This is a genomic window from Algoriphagus aquatilis (genome assembly GCF_042657405.1).
Taxonomy (GTDB): domain Bacteria; phylum Bacteroidota; class Bacteroidia; order Cytophagales; family Cyclobacteriaceae; genus Algoriphagus; species Algoriphagus aquatilis.
This window is the reverse complement of sequence record NZ_JBHSKS010000014.1, coordinates 46301-68586: the sequence shown is the minus strand read 5'-3', so window position 1 is coordinate 68586 and position 22286 is coordinate 46301. Positions and strand designations below refer to the sequence as shown.

6 protein-coding genes are annotated in these 22286 nt (G+C 48.9%); all 6 read right to left on the bottom strand.

All coding sequences use genetic code 11. The features are described from left to right. Positions 1-7: 7 nt before the first annotated feature. The gene (locus ACFPIK_RS15435) at positions 8-826 is read right to left on the bottom strand and encodes a hypothetical protein (protein ID WP_377916854.1); all 819 of its coding nucleotides are present in this window, start codon (positions 824-826) and stop codon (positions 8-10) included. Positions 827-885: 59 nt separating this feature from the next. Beyond that, positions 886-1500, bottom strand: coding sequence for a DUF4402 domain-containing protein (locus ACFPIK_RS15430; protein WP_377916852.1), 615 nt, complete (start codon positions 1498-1500; stop codon positions 886-888). Between the two features lie 514 nt (positions 1501-2014). Next, positions 2015-2503 carry a hypothetical protein gene (locus ACFPIK_RS15425; protein ID WP_377916850.1) on the bottom strand — a complete coding sequence of 163 codons (489 nt, stop codon included), beginning with the start codon at positions 2501-2503 and terminating at the stop codon, positions 2015-2017. Further along, entirely contained in the window at positions 2487-3107 is a 621-nt protein-coding gene (locus tag ACFPIK_RS15420) for a hypothetical protein (RefSeq protein ID WP_377916848.1), read from the bottom strand. The genes ACFPIK_RS15425 and ACFPIK_RS15420 overlap by 17 nt, the downstream gene beginning before the upstream one ends. 23 nt (positions 3108-3130) lie before the next feature. Beyond that, the gene (locus ACFPIK_RS15415) at positions 3131-3631 is read right to left on the bottom strand and encodes a hypothetical protein (protein ID WP_377916846.1); all 501 of its coding nucleotides are present in this window, start codon (positions 3629-3631) and stop codon (positions 3131-3133) included. A gap of 4 nt (positions 3632-3635) precedes the next feature. Further along, positions 3636-21986: a YDG domain-containing protein gene (locus tag ACFPIK_RS15410; RefSeq protein WP_377916844.1), complete on the bottom strand. Its 18351-nt coding sequence runs from the start codon at positions 21984-21986 to the stop codon at positions 3636-3638. Positions 21987-22286: the final 300 nt, after the last annotated feature.

Below are 22286 nucleotides of genomic sequence, written 5' to 3'. Positions count from 1 at the left end.
TAGGAGATCAAAGCTCGACTGTAAAAGTCTTGAGGATGGGGGCTGCTTGTACCAGATCCGCAGTAGGAATGTCTGAGCGCTCCGTTTTGAAAACCAACTGGACTTGATAAGTACCCGAGGCAACTTCTTCAGGGAGCGGAATTGTAAAATTTCTCTTTCCCTCAAAATACAACGCTAATGTCTGCTGATGCGTAGCCACAATCTTGCCAGAACTGTCCTTCACTTCTGCCTGAACTGAGCCTAAATAAGGTGAATTTCCGGTTACTTTAAACTCGGAATTGATTAAAATCGAATTCTCGTTTCGGGAACCAACTAAATTATTAAATTCTAGACCTGTAAACACATTCCCTGATTTGTAAAAAGCAGCGATAATCTGCTCAAATTTCAAGTTTAATTTAGTAGAAATAACCTCTGTTGCTAAATCTTCGACATCAGAGGTTTGTTCATTAGACGATATTTTAACTCTAGTGAAATATACACCTGATGGCTTATTTTTATCTGGGCGAACCTGAAATCTTACCGTTTGCTGCTGACCAGCTGCCAAAATAAATGATTTTGGAAAAGTTCTAATTCGATCACCTAAACCAGATTGGAGTTCTTTCACACTATCTTGATAAATCATTTTTTGATTACCCAAAGAATCATTACCAAGGTATCCAAATAGAAAAGAGATATTTACTTCTTGAGCTTTATCGGAAGCATTAGTTACATACAATGTTCCTATTCCATTTGCATCAGTAAATACAGAGGTAGGTGATAATGACACTTGAGCAAATGACCCAAGAGGGAATAAAAATAAGAAAGGGATTAAAAATCTATTCTTCATTTTACAATGATATGAAAATCGGTGGATAAAAAATCCACCGATTTCATGCAAACTGAAAATTAATTATAAACTGCAGTAAGTGTTAAAGATCCCTCATATTCGCCAGGAGCCTGAGTACCAGTCGGCCTAACTGTTCCGCCAATATGAACATAAATTCCATTTTTTCCTTCTATTTGATTAGAAGGAAAACTATCAATTTCATTGGTTCCATCAATTTCAAGCTTTGTAACAGTAGCGGTAGTACCAAGAGTCGACCAACCTAAGGTAGTAGTGGTTCCATCTGCTGCTAACCCTTTATTGAAATCTAAAGCTAACACATCCGTTCCTTCTTTCAATTTTAAAGGCTCAACTTCAAATGATAAAGCAATACTCGACCCTGCCGCTGCAAAGACATGAAATAATCCACTTGTAACATTTTCAGTATTGACTGTGCCTTGAGAGCTTGAAAGAACCGAAGTATTTTGGTCAATTATCATCGGTACAAACTTTGCGAAACCGGGCATTACCTGCCCAAAGTTCAAATTTTCTTCGTTAGTAACCTCAATTAACCCCAGAACATTTGCACTCGTTGTAATCGTATTGGATCCCTGACCATTCGCTTCCTGCGCCTGCGCAGCGAAACCAAATCCTACCGTAAGTAGACCTGCGAAGAAAATTTTTGTAATCTTTTTCATTTTTGAATTGTTTTTTGTCTGTTTTTTTTATTGGTTTTTATTAAAGATAGATAGTCTTACTTCATTGTTTTTAAGTCTAACTTATTTTCCGCTTCCTAAGTGATCCCAAGCTGGACTATGGTAGTGTAGGAAACTTAGGTTACTCATCTTCTTCTATTCTCCTATGTTATTTACGTCACATTACTTTTTGAATACAAATACCATCGACGAAATATATCCCAAATTTAATGATTAGTCAATTTTCAAATCCGGTCTACTCCCACTTCAGCGATCACTCCTTTTTTTATTCTATCCGAAGAAGAACTACCCCTTCCCTAAGTCTTACCGTAAGCGGATTCAAATCTAAATATTTGCATTTCAAATTCAATTATATGATTTACAAGCTGAATAAAGATTGTATATAAAGCGTATTTATTTATAGTTAAATTGTTGTTTTTTTTTTTTTGATTTAAATTATGTATACAAAAGGCAACTAAATAGACATGTAATGTATTGTTATGGGAATTTAATTACTTCAAAAATACTCCAAACGCACCCACAGCTCTTCTTCCTTAGGCAATCCCAGCCAAGAATAGAGGGCAGTTCGCCTGGGAAAAAAGGTCCGGATCAATTTTCCCTCCTCGTTAAACTGCAACACTGAAGGAAAAGCACTGACCGGCTTGGCTCTTTCCAAGCGATCGGAGTTATCATTTAAGAAGTATAGAAATGGGCGAAAAGACTCGCCGGAAGCACTTTTGAGATCAATCAAAAACTGGGAATTTTCGAGACTTTGCATCCTGATCCAGGTCAAGGGTACCACGGTGCCATCCTCCGTGATCAGCGAAAAATCCAGGGACTCTCCGACAATCTTCGATTCTTCGGAGGAGACAGACCCTGTACTCAATCCTACCCCTGCCGGCAGCTGGATGGAGATCCTCAAGGGCTGCTGCTGTGCACTCAGGCTCACAGCCAGAGGCAGTCCCAGCAAATACGAGATTAGGATTAGTTTAATTGGCCGTTGCATACACACTTAAGACTACATTTGCCGTATAGGTACCTGCACTGGCGTCAGCCGGAACCGGGCCAAAAGCCCCATAGATAAACACAAAAGCAGATGATTTGTCACGGCTCATACCTCCATTCCCATCCCCAAAAGCAATTCTTGGGGGCAAAGGAGGTCCGGAGGCTGAGCGTTTGGTGATGGGAAACGTCACCGCATTAAAGCCTTGAGGAACAAGAACTGCCTGTTTAGGATTCGGGAATCCGGTACCATGATTAGCTGCATCATTGCTGTAGGCCATGTTTAAGATCAAAGGTATGGACTCCAAAGGTGTGCTTCCCGGCAAGGTGAGTGCTGAGGGAGCGGTCAATTCCACCGTAATCTCAAAGCCGGAGGGAGCATCAATTCGAAAAATTGCTGCTTGGGCATCTTCCATTTCAATTTTAACCTGAGCGGATCCCGGCACCAGAAAATTTCGTTTCCCCCCATTTTTTCCGGCAAAATTCATATTTCCCGTTTGACCTGCCACCTGGGTAATCACAATATCCGAACTTCCGGTCCAAGTGGAAAAATTGATCCGCTGTGCAACCGCCACAGAAAAATTAGCCCATACGAGCAGCAAAGCCATCCCTATGTTTTTCCAGTTCCTCATCAGATGTATTCAAATTCCAAGACAAATTCCGACACATAATTTCCCATGGTCGCCTGAGAAATGTCCAGTTCTGCGCCCAACCACAAAAACACGACCCCCTGCTGACCGATGCTGACCTCCGCATCGCCCTGTGTGAGTAGAAAACTGGCCGCCTGATTATCTTCCGGAGCGGCACTGAGGGAATAGACCGCCTGGACAATTCCTATCCCTTCATTCTGCTCGAGGAGAGTTTCACGAGGGGTGTAGTTGATTCGAATCCGTGCATTGGGACTTCCCAGGATTTTAAACAGCCCGGCATAGGTACTGCTGATGGGATTGACTGTGATCCTGTTTTCCACGATAGGTGGACTCACCAAGTCCATGTCCCGCACGGTGATCATCTGCAGGTTTTCCATCACCACCGCCGTCGCCCGTATGGATACCGTGGAATTCTGAGCTTGTACCGAACTAACTACTAGGCCAATAAGGAACACTACAACTACTACTATTTTTTTTCTCATTGGACTATTGCTTGATTGCACGTTGGGTTAAAATCAGGTCTCCGATCTGGGCATAGATCAGATAGACTCCAGGAGCTAGGTCTATGGCTCCCGGACTCCAATCCAGGCTATGGGTACCAGCCTTGTAGCTTGCCTTCGGAAATCTTCCTACCTCACGGCCATGCAGATCTTGGATTTTTACTTCCACTTCTTCCTCAATAGGAAGGTAGAACTTGATCTGAGTCCTGTCTCCAAACGGATTCGGTGTCGGTGGAAACAGCTTAGGCTGATCTGGAGCGTACTCCGGATTCAGACGATCCTGGGTATAACTGATCACTATAGTAAATGGCCTAGTCACCTTCCCTGAGGAGGTACGGAAGTGTTCTCCGGCACCCTCTTTCACTTCATGGGCAAAGACAACCGCCTCAGGGGCTTTCATGTACCCGTCTGCAGTGCGCAATCGAGCATTGGTCGCTGCCGGAGCATCAAAGCTGAACGCGTAGGAAGTGGTTTGACTCATGTCGATGGCCTGCTTGTTGATATGATCCATTAGGATTAGGCTCGCACCTGCCGGCAGGTTAGTCGGGAGATTCCATTCCAAGGTATAATTTCCGGAGAATGGTTTGCCTTCTTTCGCTGCAGCCAGGTAGAGAGGAATAGACTTCTCCCCCTCTTGAGGCATCGAGATATGGTTGATGGCCAAAGGACTGGTTTCCTTCAATGAACCAAAGCTGTACAAATTCAGCCAGGTATTGTTGAGTGATTCGAGTTGGAATCCATCCCAAGGGTCAATACCGTCTTCGCCCTCATCGGAGATTCGGATGGTAGAGTTGGCTTTCAGACCTTCTCCGGACACACTCAGATTGATCAGCATTGGAGCGGTAGAAGAGGCTACTTGAGCCTGCATTCTGCCATAGAATAGCGCCGAGGAAGCAGAAAGTTCAGGGGCTCCGATTTTGGCAGCTGCATTCATGGTCAGAGAAGGCCCGGTACCGGTCGCTTTCACCCAGAATCCTTGATAAGGGGCAATGGCTCGTGATGAAGCCGGAGTATCTTCAGTAATAAGTTCAAATCGACCCTGAGTAGTTACCCCATCCACCGTCACATTGAAATTTGGATTCCAGATATAGATGGTTTCCGAAATTTTGGATTTGCTCCAGCCACCATTAAAGAAATCAATGTAGCTCGGCGTCGGATTGGCAATCATGTTGAAGCCTTGATTGTATTCCGTTCCTTCTGTAAAATTGGTTTTAGTCGTTTGGGTTTCACCCGATCCAATGGTAATTGTCTCAGACGTCAAGCCCCCTGACCGTGAAGTAAATGTTACTCCAAAATTGAATGGAGTACTGAGGTCGAGTTCCGTTCCAAGGGTTGCAAGAGTTTTTGGCAGGGCGTCCGTGTAATTATCTGAGCCTGTACTTCCAATTTTAGGAGCTCCATTGAAAACGAAGACATAGTGCCCCCTGCCAGAAGCTACCGTTTGACCACCTCCTACTGGTTTTCTCCATCCCTGGGTCGTTCTACCCGGATCGGTCTCATCCCACCAGAGCACATTGGGTTGCAGAAGCGGGTAATTGGAACCTGTATAACCCTGCGTTTCCAAGCTACTTAAGAATGTACTGTACGTTGCTCCCTCCACCGGTGAACCCAACATTCTCCAGCCTCTAAAGCCATCAATCAGCTGCTGCACTTCCAGTCTAGGGGTGCTGCTGCTTTGATTCAGGTACTTGGCACCGGGCTTGAGGATTAATTTACCTGTACCCGGTGTGGTCAAAGAACCTGTGATCACCATGGTCTTGCCTGCATTGAGGGTCAGGGTATTGTTGCCTGAGATAACTAGGGCGGTGGATACAGGAGTAATGTCTCCTGTAGCGGTAATGGCACCAGTCAAGGTTGTCGTCCCCGCTCCGGTGAAGGACACCTTGGCAAAATTATCCGCGCTGATGGTCGTATTACCAAGTCCTGCAAAATGGATCAAGCTTTCCGGATGAGGAATAAGAATGCCTGAATTATCCCAGTTTCCATACACCGTAAAGGTATAAGCTCCTATTATACTGAGTGTAGCAGTTGACTGAATGGTGACATTTCTAGCCACGGCACCGTTTGCTCCGATACTTGGCTGATACAGTGCAGTAGATACAATCAACACATCAGTAGTGGCAGTTGGCACCCCTCCGCACCAGTTGGCAGGATCAAACCAGTCACTGCTGACTGCACCTGTCCAGATGCCCTGAGTACAGGAAATGGTGAGGATTCCGGCACCAGAATTGCCGAAATAGGTTAAATTTTTATTGGTTGCCACAGATGCGGTACTTCCATAAGATCCCGAAGGCTGTGGTGCAGTGCCGAAATAAAGCAGTTTGGACGTATGGTCATTCGTACCCAAAGAAGCTACTGCAGTTCCCTCCATCGTCCATTTTTCCACCACATTGAGCGTACCAGTGATCGTTTTGGTACCCGAACCGGAAAGGGTGAGGTTATGGTAATTCACCAAGACAGGTACATTTTGATTGGCACCGTTGAAATTGACGGTGGAACCGGTGGTGGTATAGGTCGTATTGGTTGTACTAGGATTGAATACCCCGGAGATGCCAATCGTTCCTGTGTTGGCAAGGGTCACTGTACGGGTACCGTTTTCGCTGATGCTCAGATTACTGTAATCCAGCGCATTCACCGTCTGAGCTCCTGCGCCGGTGTAGTCTACGGTAAGATCGGCCAGGGTTTTATTGGAAATGGGGTATTGACTGATAAAATCAGGAGTTGAAGCCACCCGGGACACTCCTACCCTTCCGCTACCTGTTAAGGTACCGGATCCTCCAACAGTGTTCGAAGCTCCAGGTATAATTGCCGCATCGGAATTCACGGTCAGGTTCCCGGATGCAGTGATATCTGCGGAAGTGGTGACCGCTGCCACCGTATTAGCGAGGGTCAGGTTATGGAAGGCAGAGGTAGCAGATCCTCCGATTTCTTGAGCGACAGTTCCATCAAAGGTGATCGTTCCTTCATCGGAGGTGAAGGATCCGCTATTGGTCCAGTTTCCGCTCACGGTATGGGGGAAGGATCCGGCGGTGAAATTGTCGGTAATACTTAAATTTCCAGCGATGGTCAATGTTCCAGTGGCTGTTTTAGCACCGCTTCCGCTGAAAGTAATGTTATTGAAATTGCTTGCTCCGATGCTACCCGCTTCAGTACCGTTGAATTCAATCGTGCTACCCGTGGCATTGAACGTGCCGCTATTCGACCAGTTGCCTCCGACGGTATGCGTGTAGGATCCGGCGTTAAAAGTAGTTCCACTTCCAATCGATACATTCCCAGAAATACTCATTCCTGCTCCGGCAGTCGCTGAAGCCGAACCTAAAGTGGCAAAATCCCCTCCGACGGCAAATGCTGAATTAGGTAGAGATTTCGCTCCGCTGCCACTCAAGCTTAGGTTATGATAAGTAAACGCCGGCACCGACTGCTCAGCACCATTGAAGTCCACGGTGCTGCCATCGACAATGAAGGTGCCGGCACCCGGGGTAAAGACATTGGCAATGCCTACGGTGCCTGAACTCGGAAGGGTTCGGTTTCCACCGCTCAGTTCAAGGTTATAATAATTAGCAGCTGCTACCGTCGTTGCTAAAGCATTGCTGTAATTCACTGTAGAAGTGGCCGCCGCAAAGGTTCCGTTTCTTACAAATGGCGTACCGCTACCGGTAAGATTCAAGGTATAGGAACCCGCATTCAAGGTCGCGGATGCATTAATGGTCAGCACCTCACTCACGGTAACATTTCCGGCTATAGATTTCACTCCTGTACCCGAAATCAGCACATTAGCAAAAGTTTCCACTCCGATACTTGCAGTACTTTCCCCTGCAAACTCAACGGTACTGTTATTTTCTATGAAAGTTCCCAAATTGCTCCAATTTCCATACACCGTGAAGGTATTGGTGTCTTCAATGGTCAAAGTGGCTCCGGTCTGAATAGTCACGTTTTTGGCAACTGCTCCGCTTTGATCGATTACAGGGAAATAAGGCGCAGTGGAAACAATCAGCACATCCGTGGTAGCAGTAGGAATTCCCCCACACCAGTTGTCCGCATCAAACCAGTCCGAACTCTTATTGCCCAGCCAAACTCCATTGATACAGGTTTCGCCTACAGCAAACTCACCAAAGGCAGTCAGTCCGGTGGCTTGGATGCCTGTGCTAGTTGGGCTTTCGACTGTCGGTGTAGTCCAGGACGTAGCCGAAGGTGCAAGTTGCTGCACGATAAAGGATGCAGGAACGGATTCTTCTCCAATGATATCCTCTTCAACAAATTGGAAGCTCGCCGCATATCCTGTAAATCCTTCAACATCCGCTGCACTCAGACTCCATCTCCTGTTGAGGTACTTCTGCCTGCTAATGTTCAAACCTGTAAATACTTCGGTTTGCGTAGGAGGAATAGCCTTGGAGTTGGCTTCCACATAACCGGAACCTGTGACGTTACCGGAGAAATTCAGCGTAACCGGACTATATACCGATGCATCCCCTATTGGGAAATTAACCGTAGTGGCATTATTCGGGATAAATCTCCTCAGTTTTCCGTTGATTCGGGATCCATTGGAAGAAGTAACCGTACCGCCCAGTCCCAACTGCACATAGTAGGCATCTGTGGTCGTGATGACCCCGTTGAGTAAGTGCAGGGAATTTTGCACCAGCAGGTTGCCATTCAAATTTTGTACGACAGCCTGACCGGCATTATTCCAAGTGAAATTCTGGAAAGTCTGATTAAGTCCGGTAGAAATAGCCGTAGTAGCTACCCCAGTCACCTCACAGGTGGAAAGATGCTCGTCAAGGGAATAAAACCTTGTCACCGGAATTACTCCCCCATCCATGGCATGAATGTAGGTTCCTCCGTGGATTTCGATCGGGAAGGCTGTGTTCGTATTTGTAATCGTTCCTCCGGAATTTTTCAGTACCCCATGCACGTGGATATTGAAATCTTCCAGGTCACCGGCAGTATGATTCAAGGTAATGGCACCTGTATCCTTCACCTCCAAGGTTCCAAACACAATCATACTGAAGGTAGAAATCGGGAAATCCAAGACGGTGTTATAGGCTGCCGGAATACGAATCAATTCAACAGCAGAAAATATATTGCCTCCAGGGAACAGGGTAGCATAGCCTCCCGTAGTCCAAGTAACACCGCCATCAGTGGACTTTCTCCAGAGGAGGGAAGACCACAGGCCGCTCTCGGTAGGTTCGTAGATAGTTTCGGCAAGTACAGAGAATACCGGAGATACTCCGGGAGCCAACACTTCCCCATCCGTCACGGTCGCCGTGACGGTGGCATTGACGGATTCGGTCTTTTGGGTAAACCCAATGTTATTCACAAAGGCTTGGTACGCACCTGCTGCAATTGTACCGGTCGGCAAACTAGGATGAATCTTCGTATTGGCTGCACTCAAGCTAAAGGGTGTCGCTGTAGAAACTGTGGTAGGTACCCCTTGGCTATTCAGGGACCTCACCGTAACGATGGTGTTGTTCACGCCCAAAAACTGGTTGACCGGATTCATCCTTACCTCCAGCTGGGTGGCATCGAAAGCATCTTCACTACCCAGGGCAAGGTATTGATCCGTGGAGCCAAATTCCGAAGCGGTTACCGTGGCCGTCACCCCCTGAGCGGAAGCCGTAGCCGGATAACGTGTCCAAAAAGTAGAAAATAAACCCAATTTTGGCGCTGAGCCCGCATTGAACGAAGCGTTTCCTTCCCCTGCATTGAACCCAATGTCAAAAGTCAAGTCTGCCGAGCCGACATTGGACTGATAGACATACCACTTTCTACCCACCGTCTTGCTGTCATTATTGGAATTATCGACAGACTCGTCGGCAACTCTGAGGAAAAGTTGTTTGGGAAGAGAGGAATTATTTCGGATGGTAGCCGGATTGTAAGCCGAATTTCCAACCAGGAAGCTTCTGCTGGCATTCTCAGGAATGGTCATGACCACTCTTCCGGTACCGTTTGTTCGGACGTAACTGCTGCTCGTTCCTCCCGTAATCGTTCCGGTATTCAACTGATGGTTCCCGATGGCCAAAATCCCCGAACTAAGCGTGAGCGTGCCACTCACCTGAGCAGGATTGCCCAGTGTTTTCAACCCTGCACCGTTCAGGGTGAGGTTGGTGAAGGAATGAGAAGCGACCGAGCCCCCAATAGCCTGAGGCGAAGCACCTGTTAAGATCACAGTACCTGTTGCCGGGGTGAAGGTTCCATTATTTTCGTAATTACCCGAAATATTCAAAGTACCCGAACCCGCCGTGAAGGTTCCGTTGTTCACAAAGTTCCCTGACAGGGAGAGCGTACTGGAGGCGCCATTGATGGTTCCTGCACTGATCGTCAGGTTAGTGAGATCGACCGCATTACTGCCCAAAGCCAAGGTACCTGCACCCAGTTTGGTCAAGGAACGGGTGGGAGCCGAAAGCGTACCTCCTAAAGTCAACGTATTGGCTGTAGCGGTAATGCTTCGATCCGCAGCCATCGTGATGGCACCAGCGCCAAGGTTAAGATCTCGCGTTCCGAAAAAGGTCAGATCACTGTTGAGCACAATCGGATTAGTGGCAGAAAGAGTAACTGCCCCTGCTGAGGTATTGTCGATGGTACCGGTATTTAGGGTGAGCGTCCCTGTTCCCAAGGCAGTGTTGCTATTGACGTTTAGCGCGCCGGCATTGAGGGTAAGTCCACCAGTGAAGGTATTGGTACCGGAAAGGGTGAGGGAGCCTGCACCCTCTTTGGTGATTCCACCGCCCGAACCCGAGATTACACCGCTGATTGCCAAATCCTGGGTAGTCGAAGCGTTATCGGAAACGGTAAAGGTGCGTACCGCATTGCCCAGATTGATCGGTGCGGCAAAGGAGATTCCGGAAGCTCCAGGATTAAAGACGGCATTGGTATTCAAGTCCAAGGTACCCGAACCTGTAACACTCGGGGTAGTGACGGTAAGAGAATTGGAAACACTGGCATTTCCGGCAAGTGCAAGTGAACTGCTACCGTTCCAAACCAAGTCGTAAAAAGAAGAGGTAGCAGTTCCTGACAAAGTCTGAGCCGAACCCGAAAAAGTCACCCGCCCTGTACCCGGAATTAAGGTAGCATGGGCTGTCCAGTCTCCATTGACGGTCAGTGATTCAGGCAAGGTCTTAGCTCCTGCCCCGTTAAAACTGAGGTGAGTAAAGGTGAAGGAAGGAAGGATTTGGGGAGATGTTCCATTGAAATTGACAGTACTTCCTGTGACCGTGTAAAGATTGGTTCCAGGGGTAAACTCACCTGCAATGCCAATGATCCCGGTAGATGCAAGGGTACGTGCACCAGAAGAGCTGCTACCCAGGTTGAAGTAATTGAATGCAGGAATAGTCTGATTCTCTAACCCGTTAAAGTCCACTGTACTGTTGGTGACCGTGTAAGCATTGCTACCCGGGGTGAAGCTTCCACTTACACCAATGATGCCAGTAGACGCTAGGGTTCGTGCTCCGGTCGAGCTGCTGGTTAAATGGTGGTAATTCAATGCAGGAATCGTCTGAGCTACACTTCCATTAAAATTGACCGTACTTCCCGAGGTAGAATACGAGTTATTGCCCGTGGTAAAGGTACCAGCAATCCACACCGTACCGCTGGAGGCCAAGGTTCGGGTACCTGTGGAGCTGCTCGTTAGGTTGTGGTACGTAAAGGCAGGAATGGTCTGGGCACTTGAACCGTTAAAGTCCACCGTACTGTTGGTGACCGTGTATGCATTACTGCCTGGTGTGAAGCTTCCACTCACTCCGATGGTGCCCGTGGAAGCAAGGGTACGTGCACCGGTTGAGCTGCTGATCAAATGATGATAATTAAAAGCAGGAATCGTCTGAGCACCTGTACCGTTAAATTCTACCGTGCTGCCTGTACTCACATAGGATGTGGACAACGAAGCCGGGGAAAAGTTGCCGGAAACCCCGATGCTTCCCGAGCCGGAAAGGGTCACTGTTCGTGCGCCATTGGCGGTAATTAGGAGGTTATGGTAGTTCAGCGGATTGATGAACTGGTTTCCTGCTCCTATGTAATCCACGGTAAGAGACGAGAGATTCCTGGTGGAAATGGGATACTGTGAGACAAAGTCAGGACTGTCGGCCAAACGGGTCACCCGCACCGTACCACTGCCGGTAAGCGAACCGATCCCTCCTACCGTATTCAATGGACCGGGAACCAGGATAGCACCTGAATTAACGGTCAGGGTACCCGATGCCGTGATATTGGCAGAGGTACTTACAGGAGCTGAGTTGTTGGATAGGGTAAGGGAACCAAAAGCTGTCGACGAACTACCTCCAATGGTTTGTGCGGAGGTACCATTTAACGTAACAAGCTCCGTACCCTGCGTAAAATTGCCGTTATTGGTGAAATTGCCACCTACATTCAGGGTAGGATTACCGGAACCGTTATAAGTCGCACCGCTGCCGATGCTCAGGTTCCCGGATACGCCGAGGGTGCCCGAACCGACAGTCTTGGATCCTCCGCTAAGAGTTAAGTTGGCATAGTCGCTGCGCACCGTGAGGGTCTGTGTGGAGGCGGCTGAGAATTCAACTGTGGAATTGGATCCCAAATTGATGGTTGGAGTATTAGTGGAGCTGATGGCTGAACCCGCTGTACCACTGAACCCTTCGGTGTCGGCAGTGATGAAGGTTCCGTTGATCGTGGCTGTGCCCGAGGCACCAAATGTGATGGTGCTGCTGCCTGCGTTCAGGATTGAACCTGCCGCCACAGTCAGAGTTCGTGATGCTGCGAGGGTAACTGCACGGTCATTGGTATTCAATCGGCTACCCGTGGTCACATTGCCGACCCGGATATTCCCGGTAACGTTAGCAGCAGTCACGGCAGCACTGAGCGTAGCACCTGAGCTTGAAGTGTTGTTGATGTCCAGGTTACCATAAATTACACTGCTCACCCCGATCGGAATGGTCTGTGCAGCGGTACCACGGAAGTTAACCGTTCCTGTGCTCGGAGTAAGGGTGCCGAGGATAACAGAGAAATTCCCACTTATATTCAATGTGCCTGCACCTGTAAACGTAATATTTGCCCGATTAGCTTCAGAACCATTTAACTCAACATTATTTAGGTTGGCTGTACCGGTTGAAATCCTTAACAGTGTATTTTCCAAGGTACTACCAGATGCTTTTGTGAGTTTAAAATCCCTTCCCACTGTAAGAGTACCTGCATCAAGATAAATTTCACGTGGTTTCCCCCCGTCATTACTTGTATAAACTTCCAAATCTTCTTCAACTGTAAGACTACTAGATCCTGAGAACTGAAGAAGTGATTGTTCCTTAAGTCCTGTTGAACTATCGAATCCTAAGTAAAGATTTTTAGCTACTGCTGCATAATCAGAAGGAATTGTAATTGTACGCCGTCCGTTAAAAGTAAGAATATAGACATTATCTGCTGATGTAGGAACACAAGTGCAACTAGTACCTCCCTCACTAGCTGCAGACCAAGAACTAGTGTTATTCCAATTTCCACTTGTAACTCTAGCATACAAATTCCTCCCTACTCCAAACGAATTACTCGTTCCTGCTTGCGCACCCCCGGAAGGCCGAGTCGCAGTGATTGTGAAGGTCCCCGTATTTGAGAAGGTGACAGAACTAGAACTTAATACCCCATCGATAAATGGTTGAGATGTAAAACTTGTAAATCCATTACTCGGAGAAGAGGCTATAGTTACAGTATTGCCAGTACCACTAAATGAAGGCACCGTGTTCCCATATTGATCAATCGCTGTGATTTTAATATTAAATACCTGATTGAGACTTTGATTTGGAATATTTCCTCCTGAAAATGATTCTATTCTAAATGAAGAGAGTCCCGCCGGACTAACCGTAAAGGTATTGCTCGCTGCAGATGTCAGGGAAGGGCTGCCGGAAGTCTGATCAGCCTGGATATTGATGGTTTCTGCTTTAGTATAACTTACTCCTGTAATGGTGACGGAAGAAGTCCTCGACAAAATCGTACCACTTACCGTGCCGCCCAAGCTAGCAGTACCGGTAGCCAAAGTCAGGCTGACCCCAATATCTTCGGACACGGCCGAAGGATTATCGCCGGCATCCTGGGCCTGAACGGTCACACTGAAAGCTGCACCTGCTGTCTGATTGGCAATAGTGGATACCACCAGCTTCACCGGTGCACCTGCTACCACGGTAAGTACCGCTGTGGTATAGTTGATGGTATAGTTGGAACTTGAACCCGATGAAAGCACAAGAGCCGAAGGGGTGATGGTGTACGTTCCCAAGGCTGCATTGGAAAGGTTGCCGGCAGGACTGCCACTGAAAGACAAGGTAGCCCCACTGACTGCATCACTGTTTTGAAGACCAATAACGGTAAAGTCTGTACCTAATACGCCGGCCGTACTCAGCGTGCTACCAAAGGCTTTGGTCTTGGCCACAGCGGCTACCGTAAGGGAAGCAGGATTCACGGCCAGGGTGCCGGACACGTAGCTGATGGTGTAATTATCGGCCGAACCGCTACTGAATACCGCAGAGGAGGGTGAAATGGCATAAGTACCCACCGAGGCCGTGGCTAGATTCCCGGCAGGGCTTCCTTCATAGGATAAGGTAACTCCCGTTACAGCGTCAGAGCCCAGAAGACCAGTTACGGTAAAATTGGTAGTTAAAGTTCCTGAAGTCGGTGCAGTCTGTCCATAGGTTTTGCTTTGGTTTCTTGCGGTAATCGTCAATACCGCCCGATCAATCGTCAATACCCCGTCCACTTTGCTGAGGGTGTAATTGGGTGCAGAGAGCCCCGCAATCACCGGAATGATGGTGTAGGTTCCCGCATTGACCGCGGTAGTGGCTGTACCTTCGTAGCTGAGGGTACCGCTGAGGATCGAGGAGGTTTCCCCGTTTTGGAAACCGGTAAGGGTAGCTGTAAAGGCTGTAAACCCGGAACCATCGTAGGTTTTGTTTTTGTCCTCTGCCGTCACGGTCAATACAGCGGGGGATACCGTAAGCGTGGAGGTAGTGTAAGTGATCGTATAATTGGAGGTGGAACCGGTGGAAAGTGTCAGCGCAGATGGTGTGATCGTATAGCTGCCTACATTCGCCGTTGCCAGATTGCCTGCAGGATCGCCACTGTAGTCCAAAGTCACCCCGCTTACCGCATCGCTTCCTTGCAGACCGATTACGGTAAAGTTTGTCCCTAGCGTGCCACTTGTGGGAGCAGTTTGCCCATAGGTCTTGCTTTGTGGGAGGGCGGTAACGGTCAGACTGGCTGGGGTAATGCTCAGGTTGGCTGACACATACGTAATCTGATAATCCACCGGAAGGCTGAGTGTACCCTGAGTGATCTGGTAATCTCCCACGTTTTCACCCATTGCTCGGGCAAGAGATCCGGTGATCTGATCACCCGAAGCCAGACTTCCTGAGGAAATCTGATAGGTCAAAGCTGGATCCGATTCTCCAAAGACTTTACTTTTCGCCTCAGCCGTCAGGGTGATTGCACGCTTGGAAATGGTCAGATTAGCTCCAGAGTAACTCAGGGCATAATTGCCGCCAAGGGTCAGGGTTCCCTGGGTAATGGCATAAACTCCGATGGTCTCCCCGGCAGCTCTGGACAAACTACCGCTGAATGAGTCTCCCGGAACGAGGGTCCCTGAGATTTGATAGGTCAGTGCCGGATCAGCTTCCCCATAGATTTTGGTTTGGGCATCAGCGCTGACACTCAGGGCCCGCGGCGTGATGGTAAATTCCCCAGGCACAAAAGAAAGCGTATAATTGGAAGACAAGGCCAGGGTTCCCTGGGAAATCTCGTAGTCCCCTACGTTTTCCCCTGTCGCCCGGGTAAGTGCTCCGGAAAAGGATTCGGACTCGGCCAAGCTTCCTGAGGTAAGGGTGTAGGTCAATGTCGGATCGGGATTACCGTAGGTTTTACTGAGGTCATCGGCCCGAACGGTCACCGCACGGCTGGAAATGGTAAAATCTGCCCCTTCAAAGGTAATGGCATAATTGCTGTTGTCAAGAGTGCCCTGGGTGATGGAATACACACCCACATCTTCTCCTTCCTTTCGAGCTATGGTTCCCATCAGCATGTCCCCCGCAATCAGGGCACCGGTAGTGATGTCGTAGGTGAGTGCAGGGTCGGTATTGCCATAGGTTTTCCCCTTGGCAGCAGCCGTCAGGGTGATGGGTCTCGGAGTAATGCTCAGTGCTGCACCCGTGAAGCTCAGGGAGTAATTACTGCTGAGCGATAGAGAACCCTGAGAAATCGCATAGGTGCCCACATTTTCCCCTGCTACTCGGGTAAGGCTGCCACTGAATGCATCCGGGGACACCAGGCTTCCGGAAGTGATGGAATAGGTGAGCGCAGGATCAAGGGCGCCATATACCTTGGTTTGGGCGGTCGCCGCCACGCTGATGGCTCTTGGGGTAATGGTAAGATTGGCCGAAACCAGGCTGATCGCATAGTTGGGATTACCCAGGCTGCCCAAGGTGATAGCATAGGTTCCCACATCTTCCCCGGACTCTCTGGAGAGGGTACCTGTCAGGACATCCGAACCGATCAAGCTGCCTGAGGTAATCTCATAGGTCAAGGCGGGATCCGACGCACCGTATTCCTTGCTCTTGGCATCGGCGGTTACTGTGAGAGAAACCTTGCCGATTTCAAAAGTTTCCGTATCGCTGCTCGGCAGGTAGTTGGCATCGCCGGCATAGCTGAAGCTGACCGTGGCGGTACCGGCCTCAATATTGTTTTCATACACCGGTTCAGGAGTAAAACTTAGTCCGGCAGGACCTGTCACCGTAACAGAGGCAGGGGTAAGGGCTGCACCGGTGTAGGTAAACGGAGCTCCTGAAATCGTAATGGCCGTCACCGTAGGAGCTCTTCCAATCGTAAAGGCAAAAGGTTGGGAGCTGCCCGCTTCGAAGTCATCATCCGCCGCCACCTCAATGATCAATTCATACGTGCCTGCATCGGTAGGTGGAGTAGCGCTTGGCCCATAGGTGGTGGCACCCGTACCGGTATAGCTCAGGGTCGGGGTGGCTGTGGAGCCGGAGACATCAAAATCAGCAACCGTAGGCCCCTGCGCATTGCCATTGTAAGTAAAGTTGCCTGTAGTCCCTGGCTTAGGATTGATGGTCGTGACGGCCTGGGATACAATCACAAAGGCAAAGGGTGCGGAACTCGCCGCCTCGTAATTGGCATCGGCAGCCACCGAGGCGGTTACGGTGTAGTTTCCAATCGCAGTGGGTGGAGAAGTTCCGGAATAGCTGGTGCCGTCCGTGCCGGAGTATAAGATGCTTTTTGTTCCTGTTGAACCCGTGAAGGTAAAATCACTCAACCCGGGGCCTTGGGGTGTATCGGTGATAAATGTAAAGGAAGAGATAGTCCCCGGCTTGACCGTAACGGAAGAAGCTGCCTTTAGAATGTCGGCACTCAGTCCCGAAGGTTGGCTGAGGGTGTAATTGCCTGCATCGGCGCCGGAGATGCTAAAGCCGGATGCAGTGATGGCGATGCCGGTTCCCGGACTGTCTTGGGCAAAGGTATAGACCGGTGTGCCACCAAGGCTGACCACGTCGGGACTTACCACCCCGCTGAGGGCAGGTGTTCCGCTTACTGTAGCCGTAGTGTTTCCGTCAAAGGGCTTATTTTGGCCTGTGATTCCTGTGACGGTCAGTGTTTTGCGGATGATGTTGGCACTGAGGGTAGGCTGCGTCAGGCTGTAATTTCCTGCCTGAGCCCCAGTGAGGGTGTAGCCCGAGGTGCTGATGGAGATGCCATTGGCCACATCGGGGGTAGCGAAGGTGAAAGTAGGTGTACCGCTAAGGATAACCTCGTCCGGGGAAATCACCCCACTTAGCGCAGCAGTACCCGAGGCAGTCGCTGCAGTTGTGCCGTCATAGACCTTATGGTCTCCCGTAAGTCCGGTAACCGTAAGCCCAAGCGGGGTAATATTTCCCGACAGGGTTGGCTGCGTAAGCGAGTAGTTGCCGGCTTGGGCTCCGCTGAGGGTATAGCCGGAGGTGGTGATGCTGATTCCATTGGCTACATCCGCACTGGCAAAGGTAAATTCCGGCGAGCCGCTCAGGGTGACGATATCTCCACCAAGTACGCCCAGCAAGGTTGCCGTACCGGTTGCGGAAGCAGTGGTGGTTCGGTCATACACTTTAGTGTTGCCGCTAAGTCCGGAAATAGTCAGTTCTCTTTCTGTGATATTGGCACTCAGACTTGGCTGCGTGAGGGTATAGTTGCCTGCGGCTGTGCCGGAAAGTGCATAGCCTGTGGTGGTGATGCCAATGCCGGTACCCACATTGGGGGATGCAAAGGTAAAGGTGGGTGTTCCGGTAAGACTTACATCATCCGAGCCCACCACTCCACTGAGGGCAGCAGTCCCGGTTACGGTAGCTGTCCTATTGCCGTTATAGATTTTGTTATTACCGGTAAGACCGGTGATAGTCAGCGTTTTGGGGGTTATATTAGCAAGGAGGGTAGGCTGCGTGAGGGTATAATTCCCTGCCTGATCACCACTGAGGGTATAGCCCGAAGTGCTGATGGGAATATCATTGTCCACGCCGGAGGAAGCGAAGGTGAAGGAGGGCGTACCGCTGAGGGTGACTGCGTCTCCGCTAATCACACCGCTTAGCGCAGCAGAACCCGAGGAGGTAGCCAAAGTATTGCCGTCATACTCCTTATCGTTTCCTGTGAGACCGGTAACCGTAAGCCCAAGGGGAGTAATATTACCAGTCAAGGAGGGCTGGGTAAGGGTATAGTTGGAGGCATTGGCACCGCCAAGGGTATATCCGGTGGTGGTGATGACAATGCCCGTTCCCACATTGGCAGAGGCAAAGGTAAAGACGGGAGTACCTCCCAAAGTGACGGTTTCCCCACTGACCACCCCCACCAATGAGGGAGATCCCGTAGCAGAAGCGGAAGTGTTGCCATCATACACTTTATTAATCCCTGCAAGGCCTGTAATCGTAAGCGTCCTGGCTGTAATATTGGCGCTGAGCGTCGGCTGGGTCAGGGTGTAGTTGTCTGCGGCGGTTCCGCTCAGAGAATAACCGGTAGTACTGATAGAAACACCATTGGCTACCCCCGCACTGGCAAAAGTGAACGTAGGTGTTCCGCTCAAGGTCACGTTGTCCGATCCTACTATACCCGACAAGGTCGCTGTACCACTGGCCGAAGCTGAGGCATTTCCGTCGTAAGGCTTGCTGGTTCCGGTGAGTCCGCTGATGGTAAGGGTTTTAGCCGTGATATTGGCACTCAGCGTGGGCTGTGTCAGGGTATAGTTGGCAGCATCCGCGCCACTTAGGGTAAAGCCCGTAGTAGAGATGCTGATCCCTGTACCTACCCCTGCACTGGCAAAGGTGTAAACGGGAGTACCGCTCAGAGTTACGTCATCTTCGCTGATGACACCCGACAAAGCCGGCGTGCCTGTTGCGCTTGCGGTGGTGCCACCGTCATAGACTTTGTTGACACCGGCGAGGCCGGTGATGGTCAGGGCAATAGGGGTGATTTCACCTTGCCCGCCACCTGGTGCTAAGGAATAATTGGTTGCTATTCCTCCGTTATTACCGTCTGAAAGCGTATAAGTGACTGTAGCAGGTTTATCCTTTCCAACATTTGCATTGGCAAAAGTTCCAATTGCTGAAACATTTAACGTTTCCGTGCCTACCAACCCACTTAATGAACCTGGAGTGATCAGCCCTGTAGCAGCTGACTTATCGTAGGTTTTAGGGGATATGACAGGATCAGATATGGTTAAGGACTTGGCAGTAATATTAGCAGTTAATTCAGTTGGCTGCGTAAGTGTATAAGCCCCTGCATCTGCACCGCCGAGACTAAAGTTTCCTGTTATGGGTTTATTCGTTCCTACATCTTTAGTATTGAAGGTGCCTGCCTGAGTAAGTGTCACTTCATCCGGGGTCACTACACCGACCAGACTTCCTCCACTAACGGTAGCTGTGATATTGCCATCGTATTCTTTGTTTGCTGCAGTTGCTCCACTTACCGTAAGCGGTATGGACGTTTCAGCCAACATGATATCATTCGAGGCATTTCCGGTAGAGAAGACGGTGGAGTTAGAATAGTAAGGCGAGCTGAAAGAGGTAGCATTGGAAGTGGCTGATTCCGTTCCTTCCCTGCGCAGCATGACAACCGTACCGGTGGGCGATGCACTACCGGGGGAGAGCCCTACGGTGTAGCCAGTACCGATAGCCGATTGGTTGATATTCCAATACCCTTGCCCGAAACGGGAACGACTGGTGTTGGCTACACTTAATAGAGTACCGCTATCAAAATGCTCAACCGTAACTGTGCGGGATGCTGCAGCTGCTGAGGTAAAGGTCAGCGGTTTATAACTACCGCCTTTGCCAACGGGGAAAAAGGTGCTCGCCGTATTGGCAACAACCCGGGCAAGTTTACCACTCACGTAGCTGCTGGCCGATCCACCCGAAATACTTCCCGATGATCCAACGGTTAGGGTATTGGCACCCGTAGTGACTATACCAGTGGTAAGCGAAAGGGTTCCCGAAACGGTGGCAGAGCCCGAAAGCGTCACCCCGCTGCTGTTATTGATAGTCAGGTTGTTGGCACCCGGAAAACCGTTACCGGTCACTTGGGCGGCGGTGCCGTTGTAGATATAATTTGCCCCAGAATTGAATGAACGCGTACCCGTATTCTGCACATTTCCGGTAGCCCCGCTGGAGGTGATACCTGCCGTGGATCCTACTTCAAGAATAGCGCCGGAGGAAAGGGTAAAGTTTCCCGGCCCTGCAATGGTAGCTGTTTCAGGGAGTTTGAGGGCACCACCACTTTGTATTTGAATCCCTGAATTTGAATTAGCAAGGGTCAAAGTAGTACTTGGATTCACCATTAAAACACCTCCACTTTCTACTGTAACTGTATCTGCGGACTGACTAGAATTTACAGTAACTGCGTGATTATTTCTAATGTAAGCACGAGAACCTGGACGGGCTTTGATTGCTAAAGTTGCAGAATGTACATTGGTTACTGTACCCAAAGTGAATGGTCCTGGATCATCACTTAAACCACTTAAAACTCTCCTTGCTGTAGCTACACGAGGATTTGTAATTGTTGAACCTGTTCCGGCATTTGTAAGATTTGAGTAATTAGTTGGTGCTGCAGTAGCGTTAGAAGCACTGATAGAAGAAGAGATTGCAATATAAAGAGAGGACTGATTAGTGCCCCATCCAAAAGCTGGAGGAGGGTCATTGGCGTTCACATTTCTAGTAGTTATTAAACTTGGCAAAACAGTATTGTCCCAATTACTTATCCGATAAACCACGGCAGATACTAATGTAGAAGCGGAAGAAGTCAAACTGACATTTGCACCTTCATTTGCACTTGCAGTTTTTTGAAAGACATATGTAGTACCTGAGGCTCCCCATGAAGACAATAAAGACCAGCCACTAGGAGTTGTAATAGTATTTGTTCCAGCTGCCCTTGCAAAAATTAGTAATAGATCACCTTCCTGGATGTTGCTTGGCAAGGTTACTGTATGGGTGCTAGCATTAGCATTATTATTGTAAGAACTTGTACCTTCAACAGTTATGGATCCAGGCGAAGTAGGTATGGCAGTGGAACTTTCCCATGTTAAGTCACTATTCCGTCTTTCCCAGTTTTGTCCACTCCAATTATTATTTCCAGTAGATCTAAAAATTGGTTCCGCATCTGCTAAATAAAGAACAACAGTTGATGCTGCCCAGTCGGCAGTTCCTGAATAACTAGCCGTTACAGTCCCAGTTGAAGCACCTGAAGTGTAAGAAGCTAATAGAGTGGATGTAAAACTACTTGGACTAATATTATAAAGCTGCCTTTGTGTGTCAGTAGATGTACCACCTATTGAACTCAGAGTAAATTGATTCGTAATTCCAAAAGTTCGTAAAGTCAACCTTCCTGTTCCAGTCAGTCCCGTCAATGTTGGAGCGGTAGGAGTATTACTTGAAGTACCTGTATTTACATTACTGGCTGAAAATGCAGGATTTAAAACCTTTATTTTATTTCCTCCCACTCTAATCACTGAGGCAACCCAACTCCCGCTAGCTGTAGTTATAGAAATAGTACCTGAAGTTCCTGTTTCATTTTGTCCTGCTAGTTTATAAAAGGACCTAATTCTTGCTGATCCAGAGGACTGAGATGGTGTTATTGAAGTCCATCCTGTTTGATTTGGGATAGCAGCATTACCCGCTATGGTAAGTACTAAAAAATCATTAGTTTGTGCATTTAATGTTGCTCTTGATATAGTGCCCGTAGTACCTGTACCAGAAGTAGTACTGACTCCAAGAATTACCGGCGCACTCTGCCCCCACCCTTCCCCTACTCCGATCGTAAGGAACAAAAGCAGCAGGACTGCGCTGCGGAAAGCAATAGCGGTACGGGTAAACAATCGAAAACGGTCTATGCGAGGCAAGCTCCGGAACATGGGCGATACTTCTATTTGGGAATAGGGTGTCTTAAAGGTACTCAGCACTCGACCACCTAGTAGGCACAGGGCTGAATGAATCCATCTCAAAGGTATTTATTAATCCCCCTCTCGCCGAAAGCACCCTTTCAAAATGATTTAAAATGCATATATATATATATGTAAGTCATTTTGAGTAGCTCAGGCTGGTGAAGCCTCGGATCAGGGGTCCTGCTGCCCGCTCTCGTCGGGCCAGGGCTTGGCCAGGACCTGGGGAGATAGGTA

Excerpts from the sequence above, each read along its gene's own strand:
- ACFPIK_RS15435 (WP_377916854.1), bottom strand. The coding sequence starts at position 826 with ATGAAGAATAGATTTTTAATCCCTTTCTTATTTTTATTCCCTCTTGGG.
- ACFPIK_RS15430 (WP_377916852.1), bottom strand. The coding sequence starts at position 1,500 with ATGAAAAAGATTACAAAAATTTTCTTCGCAGGTCTACTTACGGTAGGA.
- ACFPIK_RS15425 (WP_377916850.1), bottom strand. The coding sequence starts at position 2,503 with ATGCAACGGCCAATTAAACTAATCCTAATCTCGTATTTGCTGGGACTG.
- ACFPIK_RS15420 (WP_377916848.1), bottom strand. The coding sequence starts at position 3,107 with ATGGCTTTGCTGCTCGTATGGGCTAATTTTTCTGTGGCGGTTGCACAG.
- ACFPIK_RS15415 (WP_377916846.1), bottom strand. The coding sequence starts at position 3,631 with ATGAGAAAAAAAATAGTAGTAGTTGTAGTGTTCCTTATTGGCCTAGTA.